Consider the following 11,788-nt stretch of genomic DNA (forward strand, 5'->3'; position numbering starts at 1 on the left):
CTACTAAAATGAGCAAAATTAAAACACTTCGAATCTTAGCCATCGACGACCATGAAATGACCATGCTCGGATATAAGTTTATCCTTGAGCGTATCGTTTTTGAAGGTTATTCCATTATTGTGGATACCGCCAACACCTATGAGTTGGGCAAAAAAATGATCGAGGATTCCATAAATTCCTTCAGCTACGACATTTTGTTTTTGGATGTCCAGTTGTACCCACCCAATGAGGACCAACCCAATACGGGCGAGGATTTGGGAATTTTGGCGCGGCAATTGGTGCCCGAAACCAAGATTGTGTACATGTCGTCGTTCAGTGATAACTACCGAATCAACAGTATTTTAAAATCCGTTGACCCCGATGGGTATCTGATCAAAACGGATATTGATCCAAAAACCTTGGAAGATGCCGTGAAAACGGTGACCCTTAACCCGCCCTATTACTCTTCAAAAGCGTTGAGTGCCATTCGCAAGAAAATGACCAACAATATCAGCTTGGATGAAAAGGACAAAAAGATATTGTATCATTTATCGATTGGAACCAAGAACAAGGATTTGGAAAAATTCATACAACTTTCCCCCTCTTCCATCGAGAACAGAAAGCGACATTTAAAGTCTCTTTTCGGAACGGAAAATGAAAACGATCTTGCACTCATTTTAGCTGCCAAAAATCGAGGATTTATTTAGAGTTAGAAATCCATTTTAGTAAGCTTTTTAGCACAAATGGTCAATTTTTCCTGAAAAAAGTGCCCAAATAGTAGGAAACCCCCAGAATTTTTAAGGTTTTCCTTTAATCCCAAGAAAAAGTTTCGTTTTACTTTTGATAGTACGGACCATTTAACCAGAAGAACATGCCGGCACGAAAGAAAAACGAAGACAATTTCCCATTGAAAGGAATTAGGACTTTTGTCTATACCGAGGGGTTGGAAGAATTTGTCAGGGTTTTGGAGAAGGATTTTTTTGCGGAGGTAAAAGTGCAATGCAGTTACCATATCGAGAAAGGAAAAACCGATTTGATTCTTGACATTTATTGCAATTTTGGGTTCACAGAGAGCCTGCACCATTTCAACAATGGAAATTGGGGCGGTTTTTCCGCCACGGAAAACCACACTTTGCAAGAATCTTCCTTTGATGAAGCGTTCCAGCAATTGTGCATGGCCAACAATGACGCGATTGACATTGAAGAACTTTCCCTTCATTTTAGGGACACGGCCATAGTGATCAGTCGTGTACAAGATTACAGTATACCCGAAGAATTACGGAGTATCATCTTAAAGATGAGCGAACATTTTGTGTATATCACCAAAGGGCTTACGGAAATGCCCTATGAGGTTTTTGTTCCGGTCTTTGAAGACAAATCACAGAACATTACGAAATTTTCTGGAGCAAGAAGAAACTATTATGAGCACTGGGGGCTTTACTTTGATGATGAGACCAACCATGATGTAATGGTATACTCCTTGGACTCCAAAGAACTACAAAAGGAGAATTTCTTTTTGTTGGATTAACAATATATTCACCTTAGGCTTAACCTAAGAACACCCACACACCATTACATATTGAACAAAGGTCGATGACGCATTAACTCATTGACCTTTTTTCTTATGGCAGTGATATTTGCCTCATTGGCAGAATCATTGATTACCTCGTCAATTAACCCAACAATGGTCTCCATATCTTCTTCCACCAATCCCCTGGTGGTAATGGCCGGTGTTCCAAATCGAATTCCTGAAGTAATGAATGGCGATTGGTCATCAAAGGGAACCATATTTTTGTTGGCAGTAATGCCGGCATCCTCCAACGCCTTTTCGGCATCTTTGCCCGTGATGCCCTTATTGCGCAGGTCAATAAGCATCATGTGGTTGTCGGTGCCACCAGAAATGACTTTGTATTCTCTTTTCATAAAAGCCTTGGCCATGGCGTCGGCATTCTTTTTCACCTGCAACATATAGTGCAGAAAGTCATCGGTCAATGCCTCCCCAAATGCGATGGCCTTGGCGGCAATGATATGCTCCAAGGGGCCTCCTTGATTTCCAGGAAAAACAGCAAGATCGAGCAAGCCCGACATCTTTCTCAGGTTTCCATTCTTCAAACGAATTCCAAAAGGATTTTCAAAATTCTCTCCCATCAAAATCAACCCCCCGCGAGGCCCACGTAATGTTTTATGCGTGGTAGTGGTTACGATATGACAGTGCGGAATGGGATCTTTAAGAATGCCTTTGGCAATTAAACCCGCAGGATGCGAAATATCTGCCAATAGAATGGCATTTACACGGTCTGCAATCTCACGAAATCGTGCGAAGTCCATATCACGGGAATAGGCAGAAGCTCCAGCAATGATCAATTTGGGTTTTTCCCTATCTGCAATTTCCTGAATTTTATCGTAGTTCAAAGTACCTGTCTCCTCATCAACTCCATAAAACACTGGGCGGTAAAGTTTTCCAGAAAAATTCACGGGAGAACCGTGGGTCAAATGTCCACCATGGGCGAGATCAAACCCTAAAATGGTATCGCCCGGTTGCAGACAAGCATGGTATACCGCTGCATTGGCCTGTGACCCCGAATGTGGTTGTACATTGGCATAGACCGCCCCGAAGAGCTCTTTGGCCCGGTCAATGGCAAGCTGCTCTACCTCATCTACTACCTCACAACCTCCGTAGTATCTTTTCCCCGGGTATCCTTCCGCATATTTGTTCGTCAAAACAGAGCCGGCGGCCTCCATGACCTGGGGGCTTGTGAAATTTTCAGAGGCAATTAGCTCAATTCCCTCAATTTGTCGTTGGCGCTCACGCTCGATAAGGTCAAAAATTGCAGTATCTCTTTGCATTCGGTCTATTTTAAGAAGTTTCAAAAGTACGAATTGGTCATAAAATAGTTCGTAAAAAAAAGACTTCGAGCAGGGATGTTATCAAAATAAAATCAACAATTTGGTGAAGGCCGGTTTCTCCCGAAATCCGAGAAAAATATAGTATTTCATCGATTATATACTACCGTTCAACCTAAATCGTTAATACTAAGTAGGTTTTTGGCACGGCTGTTGAAAATCTATCTAAAGAATCATAAAACCAAAGACATGAAAAAACTAGTACTTTATAGCGTTGTGTTGCTACTCTTTTCATGCGGCGGGGTCAAAAAGACCCAAGAGGCCGTAAACAGTGGCAACTATATGGCCGCCATGAACAAGGCCATTAAGAACTTAGCTGAAAACAAGACAAGAAAGGGAAATCAGGCATACATTGTATTGCTTGAAGATGCCTTTGCCAAAAATGCGCAGAGAGAGCAAGAGCAGATCACTTTTCTGGAGCAAGATGGAAATCCGTCCAATTTGGAGACCATCTACAACAAATATGTACAGCTTAAAAATATTCAAAATCGGATAAGACCATTGATGCCCTTAAGAATCAACGATGAGGGACGGGATGCCAATTTTCGATTTATGAACTACGACAATGCCATCTTGGAAACCAAGGATGACCTGTCCGACTATTTGTACGTCAATGCCTCAGATTTGTTGAAATCGGCAAAATATAAGCAAGACTATAGAAATGCCTATAACGATTTCCAATATCTGCAAGAGCTAAGCCCTGGTTTTAAGGATACCGTTGAAAAAATGGACGAGGCCTATCAAAAAGGATTGGACTATGTGAAAGTTCAAATTGAAAACGAAACCGAACAGGTGATTCCAGAACGTTTGGAAGAGGAGTTGTTGGACTTCAACACCTTTGGAATCGATAACTTTTGGACTAAGTTCCACTCCAGCCCCATGGCAAACATGAAGTATGACTATGCCTTGAACCTTGGGTTTCGAGAAATCAATATTTCTCCGGAAAGAGTGAACGAGACCCAAATTATTAAGGAGAAACAGATCAAGGACGGTTATGAGTACCTGCTGGATGAAAACGGAAATGCCGTGAAAGACAGTTTGGGCAACCGTATTAAAGTGGACCGATTGCGAACCGTGCAGTGTAACTTTTATCAGTTTACACAGTTCAAGAGTGCCCAAATTGGGGCCAAGGTTAGCATCACGGATTTGGACAGTGGTCAAGAGGTGAACTCCTATCCCCTATCCTCCGAATTTGTCTTTGAGCACATATATGCCAATTACAAAGGGGACCGAAGAGCATTGGACAACGATTTGGTTGCACTATTGGATTTGGCCGCGGTGCCATTCCCAACCAACGAACAAATGGTGTACGATGCCGGAGAGGATTTAAAGGCACGACTAAAGAACATTGTTCGTCAACAACAATTTCAATAAAACAACAAGGCCCCAGTAAGGGGCCTTTTTTTATACGTATTCCTTAAGGTCGATATCGGCTATGGCACCATGCGAGGCATGGAACGATATCTCCCCGTTTTTAATTACCAATAATTGTGGGGATTCATGGATCAATCCCAATTGGGATTCCACCGCGTTGGACACATCACGGTACTGATGTAGGTCTAAAAAGTAAATATCCACATCATCACCAAGATTGTAAGTGCCGGTGAACATATTCAAAACCATACGACTAATGCCGCATGTGGTCGAATGCTTAAAAATAAGCTGTGGTCGAGAGTCGGACTCTTGCACAATTTCATCCAATTGATCTAAAGAAGTCAGTGGAATCCAAGGTACTTTCTGTACTTCCTTATTTGTCTCATCCCGCTTCCCAAAAACACTGTCGAATAATCCCATAGCATAAATTTAATACATCTGTCGGGAAGTCTTGAAAAGCTTACAGCTGACGAAATGTCCTGTGTTTTCAAGCATTTCCAGACATTTTGGCGCTTTCCCCCACTTGGTAAGGTTGTTGAACCTGATGAGAAAAATAATGAAAATGAATTTCAACAATTTTACCATAAAATCACAAGAGGCCATTCAGCAGGCGCAGCAAATTGCCCAAGGCTTTGGCCATCAGCAGATTGAAAATGAGCACTTATTCAGGGCCATTTCAGAAGTCGATGAAAATGTGCTTCCCTTCATTCTTAAGAAATTGAATGTGAACATTGCTTTGGTCGGTCAAATTCTAGACAAGGAACTGGAAAGCCTTCCCAAAGTTTCTGGAGGTGAGATCATGCTTTCCCGTGAAGCTGGAAAAACCCTGACCGAGGCAAGTGCCATTGCCAAAAAGCAATCCGATGAATATGTTTCAATCGAGCATTTGCTCTTGGCCATTTTTAAATCCAAAAGCAAAATCGCCCAAATCCTAAAAGATCAAGGGGTAACCGAAAAAGATTTAAGTGCTGCCATTGCAGAGCTTCGAAAAGGTGGCAAGGTCACCTCGCAAAGCGCTGAAGACACCTATAACTCTTTGGACAAGTACGCAAGAAACCTTAACGAACTGGCAGATAGCGGAAAGTTGGATCCGGTAATCGGTAGGGACGAGGAAATTCGTAGGGTGCTGCAAATTCTATCCCGTAGAACCAAGAACAACCCCATGCTAGTGGGAGAGCCTGGTGTGGGTAAAACAGCCATTGCGGAAGGTTTGGCCCACCGTATCGTGCAAGGTGATGTACCCGAAAACCTCAAGGATAAGGTTATCTATTCACTGGATATGGGTGCTTTGATAGCCGGAGCCAAATACAAAGGTGAGTTTGAGGAACGCTTAAAGTCGGTAATTAAGGAAGTAACCTCAGCAGATGGGGGAATCGTCCTCTTTATTGATGAAATCCATACCCTAGTTGGCGCCGGAGGAGGTCAAGGTGCGATGGATGCGGCCAATATTTTGAAACCAGCGCTTGCCCGAGGTGAACTTCGGGCCATTGGTGCCACAACATTGGATGAATACCAAAAATATTTTGAAAAGGACAAGGCACTCGAAAGGCGTTTCCAAAAAGTAGTGGTCGATGAACCTGATACGGAAAGTGCTATTTCCATTCTGCGAGGAATCAAGGACAAATATGAGGCACACCACAAGGTGCGTATAAAAGATGAGGCTGTAATTTCAGCAGTGGAGCTTTCACAGCGATACATTACCAACCGGTTTTTACCGGATAAGGCCATTGACCTTATGGACGAAGCTGCTTCGAAGCTTCGAATGGAAATTAACTCCAAACCTGAGGAACTCGATGTGCTTGACCGGAAGATCATGCAACTTGAAATTGAGATTGAAGCCATCAAACGTGAAGACGATACGGCCAAGTTGCAAAGTTTGAATTTGGAGTTGGCCAATCTTAAGGAAGAACGCAACGAAATCTTTGCCCAATGGGAAAGTGAGAAAACCGTTGTGGACAACATTCAGAAAACCAAGCAAGATATTGAGACCTTCAAACTGGAAGCGGAACGTGCTGAACGCAACGGAGACTATGGAAAAGTGGCCGAACTACGGTATGGAAAAATAAAAGAGGCCCAAGAGCGACTTGAAAAGTTGCATCAAGAATTGGCTGATCAGCAAAGTGCCGGAACCTTGATCAAGGAAGAAGTGACCAATGAGGACATTGCCGAGGTGGTTGCCAAATGGACCGGTATCCCTGTTACCAAAATGCTGCAGAGCGAACGCGAGAAACTGCTTCAGCTTGAAGAAGTTCTTCACAAAAGAGTGGTGGGCCAGGAAGAGGCCATTGAGGCGGTATCGGATGCGATTCGAAGAAGCAGGGCTGGGTTACAGGATGCTAAAAAGCCTATTGGTTCATTCCTTTTCTTGGGTAATACTGGTGTTGGTAAGACCGAATTGGCCAAGACTCTTGCAGCCTACCTTTTCGATGACGAAAATGCCATGACCCGAATCGATATGAGTGAGTACCAAGAGCGCCATTCGGTGAGTAGATTGGTGGGAGCCCCTCCCGGATATGTGGGTTATGATGAAGGCGGACAGTTGACGGAGGCGGTTCGAAGAAAGCCTTACTCGGTCGTGCTTTTGGATGAAATTGAAAAGGCACACCCAGACACCTTCAATATCCTTCTTCAGGTATTGGATGACGGAAGACTTACGGACAACAAAGGCAGAGTGGCCGATTTTAAGAACACCATTATCATAATGACCAGTAATATGGGCAGTCCCATCATTCAAGAAAAGTTTGAGGATGCTGTGGATTTGGATAGTGCAGCTGAATCTGCCCGTGTGGAGGTAATGGGTTTGTTACGACAGACCATCAGGCCCGAGTTCCTAAACCGGATTGACGATATCATAATGTTCAGGCCATTGACGAGAGCCAACATTAAAGACATTGTAGGTCTACAATTGGAGCAGCTTAAAAAATTGGTTGCTAAGCAACACATTACTTTGGATGCCACTGAAGAGGCTATTGATTACTTGGCCCAAAAAGGGTACGATCCCCAGTTTGGTGCGCGACCTGTTAAGCGATTGATTCAAAAAGAGGTGCTGAACAACCTCTCAAAAGAATTGCTTGCCGGCAAAATAACAGCAGATAGTATTGTGCTGCTCGATTCTTTTGACGATAGCTTGGTTTTTAGAAATCAAAACGAGCTGGTAAAATAAATAAGCTTAAATTCATAGTGGAAATATGCCCCTATTTTGTTAAAAGTGGGGGCATATCTTTTTTAAAATACCATGCAGTATATCTTTTTTATATATTAGCCTAAGACCAGACCATCCTGAACCAACATGGCCAAAAAAGCAGAAAGAACCACCGCCTACATTATTGAAACGGTAGCTCCAATTTTTAATAAATACGGATATGTGGGCACCAGCATGAGCGACCTTACGGAAGCTACTGGACTTACCAAAGGGGCCATCTATGGGAATTTTGAGAATAAAGAAGCCCTCGCCCTATCAGCTTTTCAATACAATCAAAATCAGTTGCTTTCGATAATCGACGAAAAACTTGATGTACCGGGTCAGGCCTTGGACAAACTGTTTTCCCTTATTCGTTTTTACCGTCAATATGATGTGTTCACCCTACCCTTTGGAGGTTGTCCGATTCTGAACGTTGGTGTGGATGCCCAAAACAACAATAAACTCCTTTCTGCAGCGGTTAAGGAAACCATTAAGGAAATTGAGGGCAAAATTGCCTTGGTATTGGAAAATGGTGTAAATGCGGAAGAAATTCGATTACCCGTGCCTCCGCTTCAATTTGCCAAACAACTTTTTACCATGTTGCAAGGGGCCATTGCCATGGCGACCATGACCCGAGATAGAAAGTACTTGGTGAACACCATCGCGTATCTTGAGCACTTGGTCAATTCTGAGATTGAAAAACTGAAATGAGCATTGTCTATGAATGATTTTGAATTCAGATGACCATTAGGAAAATAAAAATTAAAGATTACTTTTAAAATGCTGAACATCTAAGCAATAACCATTGATTTCCCATATGCGCAAGTTCTTTCAAGCTTTTATTATATTGTCGATTTGTTTGTTGGTTACCACAGGCTGTAACGAAGACAAAAAGACGGAGGTCGTTGATCCAGTGATTTCCACTTTTTATCTCATCCGACATGCTGAAAAGGACCGCACGGACCCAGAAAACAAAGACCCTGAATTGAACCAAGATGGATTGGACCGGGCCATAAAATGGGCAGAGGTCTTCGACCTCATTGAATTGGACGCCATTTATTCGACGCGATATGAAAGGACTTCGATGACTGCTGCACCCACCTCGGTTAAAAAAGAAATTGAAATCGAATATTACGACCCATCATCGGTAGATATGGAGACCTTTAAGCAATCCAATGCGGGTAAAAATGTACTGGTCGTTGGGCACAGTAACACCACTCCTACCTTTGTGAATCAACTCTTGGGGAAAAAGCTATATCCCCAAATGGAAGACACGGACAATAGCAGCCTTTTCATCGTTCGATTTATAGATGACGAGCCTACTTCCATCCGCCTCAAAATTGACTAATTAGGTTTAACTTCTATCTCGGAAAGTTCGATTTTCGAAAGTAACTCCAGTTCTCCTGCTTCGAACAAGCGGTCTATTTCGAAAATGTCGGTCCCTTTGGTTTTTGGCTTATAATTATTGTAATCCACAAAGCGTATACTATCCACATAACGCTCGTTATACGCTTCTCGAAAACGTTGTCCCCCGCCGTTCACGCGAAAATCATAGGCCAAATAATCAGGTTTTAGAGTTGCCTTGTTGAACCAATAGAGGTACACATCCTCAAAATCCTCACCGCCCATATCTTGGTCAAAGGTCACCTTGATCTTATAATAGTCCTTATCCTTGATTTTTACTTCACTGAGTAAGATTTTATTCACCGCCTTGTCATTCAGACCATATGGCAGCTTCACAAAGTAGTGAACCGAATTTACTGAATTGGAGTATCTTCTGGCTATGGAATCCGGCAGTGCAATAAGACTGTCATTGATGAATCGTTCCAAACCTTCGTTTGTTCTTTTATCTCGAATAACTATGGAATCCAGATAGGTATAGCGCTCCAGCGATTTGCCCTGCTCGTCATATTTTGAAATGTACTTTCGGTCCCTGAACAAAAAAGACACTTCATGATTTCTGAAATACTCCCCGCCACTATCTTGAATTGAGGAGTCAACGATTTTCTGGGCGGTCATAGCAGGTTCTGGCTGTTGTTTGCAAGAGATCAAGAACACCAGTAGTACGAAAGAAAGTAGTTTCTTCATTGGTATTAGTTTCATAGATAATCGTAAAAAGGTTCACAACATTACAATTTTCTTAGGGAAGAGTTTCTATTTTTGCCCTTCATGCAGAAAAACATCAACATAAAAAACAAAAGGGCCCGGTTCGATTATGAGCTCTTGGAAACCTATACAGCTGGCATTGTTTTAGGGGGTACGGAAATTAAATCCCTTCGACTGGGCAAGGCATCGCTTTCCCAAAGTTTTTGCGAGTTCAATGAAAAGGGGGAGTTGTTTGTGATCAATATGCAGATTGATGAGTACAGCCATGGCGGCCACTATAACCATAAACCCAAGGCAGAGCGAAAACTGTTGCTCAATAAACAAGAGTTGCGAAAACTACGAAAGGAGGTTACCACTTCGGGGCTTACGATCGTTCCCGTTAACCTCTTTATCAATGAAAAGGGGTTGGCCAAAATGAACATTGCATTGGCAAGGGGGAAAAAACAATATGACAAAAGGGAAACCATAAAGGACCGCGAAAGCAAACGCAGTCTTTCCAGAATCAAAAAGAACTTCAACAACTAGTTTTTGTTTTCCAACAAAGGGACAAAGCGAAAAAGGCCCAGTTCCTGCTTTTCAAACTCCTTTTCCGATTTTCTAATGAACAAGGTCATGACTTGCTCATCAGTTCCCACCGGAATCACAAGCCTACCTCCTACTTTAAGTTGCGATAACAACGCTTTGGGTACTTTCGGCGCACCTGCTGTGACAATAATCCCGTCAAACGGAGCGATTTTTGGGAGTCCTTTGTAGCCATCTCCAAAAATGACTTTTTTGGGACGGTATCCCATCCTATCGAAAAACAAACTGGTCTTTTTAAACAGTTCCTTTTGCCTCTCAATGGTATAAACTTTGGCTTTGAGCTCCAATAGAATAGCTGTTTGATAACCACTGCCTGTTCCTATCTCCAAGATGGAATCGTTGGGTTTTACTTGCAATAGCTCTGTTTGAAAAGCAACTGTGTAAGGTTGGGAAATGGTCTGACTGGCACCAATGGGAAAAGCTTTGTCTTGGTAGGCATGGTCCTCAAAACTGCTATCCAAAAAAAGATGTCGCGGCACGGCCTTAATCGCGTTTAAAACGTTTTCATCCTGAATGCCCTTGGAGGCTACAACCTGCGCCAATTTGTTGCGCATCCCCTTATGCTTTAGCGTATCTTTCATGCTTTTGGTCTGGTCTTCGAATTTAAAAAGTTTCCATCGAGAATCAACACAGGTTCGCTTCTTATTTTCATGGGAAACTGATACCATATCCTTATTTTTGACAAAAATCTGACTCATGCTTAAAGTTGGTGTCCTTGGTGCAGGACATTTGGGTAAAATCCATTTAAGGCTCTTAAACGAATCTGAAAAATATCAACTTGTTGGTTTTTACGATCCAGATGAAATCAATGCCAAAAAAGTAGCTGACGAATTTGGGTATACCTATTTTCCGAATATCAATACTTTGATGGATGCCGTGGATGTGGTTGATATTGTGACACCTACCCTATCCCATTTCGATTGTGCCAAAAAGGCTATTGAGAGAGGATGCCATATTTTTATTGAAAAGCCGATAACCAATACGCTTGAAGAAGCCGAAAGTCTGCTGACCATGGCCAACGATAAAGGAGTAAAGGGCCAAGTGGGACATGTGGAGCGTTTCAATCCGGCTTTTTTGGGTGTAAAGGACAAGATTGAAAATCCCATGTTTATTGAGACCCATCGTTTGGCAGAGTTTAATCCCAGAGGAACCGATGTCCCGGTGGTATTGGATCTTATGATTCACGATATCGATGTGATCTTGAGCGTGGTCGGTTCAGAAGTAAAACAAATCAACGCAAGTGGTGTGTCCGTTATCAGCAGTTCCCCCGATATCGCCAATGCCAGAATCGAATTTGAGAACGGGTGTGTAGCGAATCTCACTTCAAGTAGAATTTCGTTGAAGAATATGCGTAAATCGCGATTTTTTCAAAAAGATGCCTACATCTCGGTGGATTTCTTGGAAAAGAAGGTTGAGGTCGTAAAGATGAAAGATGCGCCGGAAAAACCTGGAGATTTCGACATGATTCTGCAAAATGCCGAAGGGGTACGAAAACAAATCTATTTTGAAAACCCCGATATCCTCCCCAACAACGCCATCAAACAAGAGCTGGAAACCTTTGCAGATGCCATTGAGAACAATACAGAACCTATTGTCACTTTGGAACAGGGCACAAAAGCATTGCGGGTAGCTTTGCAGATTATTGAATCCTTCAAAAAGTAA

At 42.6% G+C, this 11,788-nt stretch carries 12 protein-coding genes; 8 read left to right on the plus strand and 4 right to left on the minus strand.

What is annotated here, in order from left to right; genetic code table 11:
- Positions 1-8: 8 nt before the first annotated feature.
- Both EW142_RS04395 and EW142_RS04400 read left to right on the plus strand, forming a co-directional pair.
- A complete protein-coding gene (locus EW142_RS04395) occupies positions 9-686 on the plus strand; it encodes a response regulator (RefSeq protein ID WP_313790902.1) in 678 nt (225 codons plus the stop codon).
- Positions 687-850: 164 nt separating this feature from the next.
- The gene (locus EW142_RS04400; protein ID WP_130610188.1) at positions 851-1,507 is read left to right on the plus strand and encodes a hypothetical protein; all 657 of its coding nucleotides are present in this window, start codon (positions 851-853) and stop codon (positions 1,505-1,507) included.
- 44 nt (positions 1,508-1,551) lie between these two features.
- Here the strand turns inward: EW142_RS04400 and EW142_RS04405 are convergent, their stop codons facing one another.
- On the minus strand, positions 1,552-2,826 hold the full coding sequence (locus EW142_RS04405) for a serine hydroxymethyltransferase (RefSeq protein WP_130610191.1): 1,275 nt from the start codon (positions 2,824-2,826) through the stop codon (positions 1,552-1,554).
- 246 nt (positions 2,827-3,072) lie between these two features.
- Between EW142_RS04405 and EW142_RS04410 the strand changes: the two genes are divergently transcribed.
- Positions 3,073-4,257, plus strand: coding sequence for a hypothetical protein (locus tag EW142_RS04410; RefSeq protein WP_130610194.1), 1,185 nt, complete (start codon positions 3,073-3,075; stop codon positions 4,255-4,257).
- 30 nt (positions 4,258-4,287) lie between these two features.
- Here EW142_RS04410 and ytxJ read toward each other — a convergent pair whose 3' ends face one another.
- Positions 4,288-4,677, minus strand: a complete 390-nt coding sequence (ytxJ, locus tag EW142_RS04415) for a bacillithiol system redox-active protein YtxJ (protein ID WP_130610197.1) — start codon at positions 4,675-4,677, stop codon at positions 4,288-4,290.
- Positions 4,678-4,819: 142 nt separating this feature from the next.
- On the opposite strand from ytxJ, the gene clpB reads away from it, so the two are divergent.
- The 3 genes from clpB to EW142_RS04430 all read left to right on the plus strand — a co-directional run bounded on the left by clpB (position 4,820) and on the right by EW142_RS04430 (position 8,786).
- The gene (clpB, locus tag EW142_RS04420; RefSeq protein ID WP_130610200.1) at positions 4,820-7,420 is read left to right on the plus strand and encodes an ATP-dependent chaperone ClpB; all 2,601 of its coding nucleotides are present in this window, start codon (positions 4,820-4,822) and stop codon (positions 7,418-7,420) included.
- A gap of 126 nt (positions 7,421-7,546) precedes the next feature.
- Complete coding sequence (locus EW142_RS04425) at positions 7,547-8,149, plus strand: TetR/AcrR family transcriptional regulator (RefSeq protein ID WP_130610203.1); 603 nt, start codon at positions 7,547-7,549, stop codon at positions 8,147-8,149.
- A 106-nt stretch (positions 8,150-8,255) separates the two neighbouring features.
- On the plus strand, positions 8,256-8,786 hold the full coding sequence (locus EW142_RS04430) for a SixA phosphatase family protein (RefSeq protein WP_130610206.1): 531 nt from the start codon (positions 8,256-8,258) through the stop codon (positions 8,784-8,786).
- Here the strand turns inward: EW142_RS04430 and EW142_RS04435 are convergent.
- Positions 8,783-9,526, minus strand: coding sequence for a DUF6503 family protein (locus EW142_RS04435; protein WP_130610209.1), 744 nt, complete (start codon positions 9,524-9,526; stop codon positions 8,783-8,785). The genes EW142_RS04430 and EW142_RS04435 overlap by 4 nt on opposite strands.
- Before the next feature lie 81 nt (positions 9,527-9,607).
- On the opposite strand from EW142_RS04435, the gene smpB reads away from it, so the two are divergent.
- A complete protein-coding gene (gene smpB / locus EW142_RS04440; protein ID WP_130610212.1) occupies positions 9,608-10,069 on the plus strand; it encodes an SsrA-binding protein SmpB in 462 nt (153 codons plus the stop codon).
- Here the strand turns inward: smpB and EW142_RS04445 are convergent.
- A complete protein-coding gene (locus EW142_RS04445; protein ID WP_130612484.1) occupies positions 10,066-10,707 on the minus strand; it encodes a protein-L-isoaspartate(D-aspartate) O-methyltransferase in 642 nt (213 codons plus the stop codon). The genes smpB and EW142_RS04445 overlap by 4 nt on opposite strands.
- A gap of 115 nt (positions 10,708-10,822) precedes the next feature.
- On the opposite strand from EW142_RS04445, the gene EW142_RS04450 reads away from it, so the two are divergent.
- Positions 10,823-11,788, plus strand: coding sequence for a Gfo/Idh/MocA family protein (locus EW142_RS04450; protein ID WP_130610215.1), 966 nt, complete (start codon positions 10,823-10,825; stop codon positions 11,786-11,788).

It is taken from the genome of Flagellimonas allohymeniacidonis (assembly GCF_004296335.1).
Lineage (GTDB): Bacteria > Bacteroidota > Bacteroidia > Flavobacteriales > Flavobacteriaceae > Flagellimonas > Flagellimonas allohymeniacidonis.

Coding starts and splice junctions, on each gene's coding strand:
- EW142_RS04395 (WP_313790902.1), top strand. CDS start 9: ATGAGCAAAATTAAAACACTTCGAATCTTAGCCATCGACGACCATGAA.
- EW142_RS04400 (WP_130610188.1), top strand. CDS start 851: ATGCCGGCACGAAAGAAAAACGAAGACAATTTCCCATTGAAAGGAATT.
- EW142_RS04405 (WP_130610191.1), bottom strand. CDS start 2,826: ATGCAAAGAGATACTGCAATTTTTGACCTTATCGAGCGTGAGCGCCAA.
- EW142_RS04410 (WP_130610194.1), top strand. CDS start 3,073: ATGAAAAAACTAGTACTTTATAGCGTTGTGTTGCTACTCTTTTCATGC.
- ytxJ (WP_130610197.1), bottom strand. CDS start 4,677: ATGGGATTATTCGACAGTGTTTTTGGGAAGCGGGATGAGACAAATAAG.
- clpB (WP_130610200.1), top strand. CDS start 4,820: ATGAATTTCAACAATTTTACCATAAAATCACAAGAGGCCATTCAGCAG.
- EW142_RS04425 (WP_130610203.1), top strand. CDS start 7,547: ATGGCCAAAAAAGCAGAAAGAACCACCGCCTACATTATTGAAACGGTA.
- EW142_RS04430 (WP_130610206.1), top strand. CDS start 8,256: ATGCGCAAGTTCTTTCAAGCTTTTATTATATTGTCGATTTGTTTGTTG.
- EW142_RS04435 (WP_130610209.1), bottom strand. CDS start 9,526: ATGAAGAAACTACTTTCTTTCGTACTACTGGTGTTCTTGATCTCTTGC.
- smpB (WP_130610212.1), top strand. CDS start 9,608: ATGCAGAAAAACATCAACATAAAAAACAAAAGGGCCCGGTTCGATTAT.
- EW142_RS04445 (WP_130612484.1), bottom strand. CDS start 10,707: ATGAAAGATACGCTAAAGCATAAGGGGATGCGCAACAAATTGGCGCAG.
- EW142_RS04450 (WP_130610215.1), top strand. CDS start 10,823: ATGCTTAAAGTTGGTGTCCTTGGTGCAGGACATTTGGGTAAAATCCAT.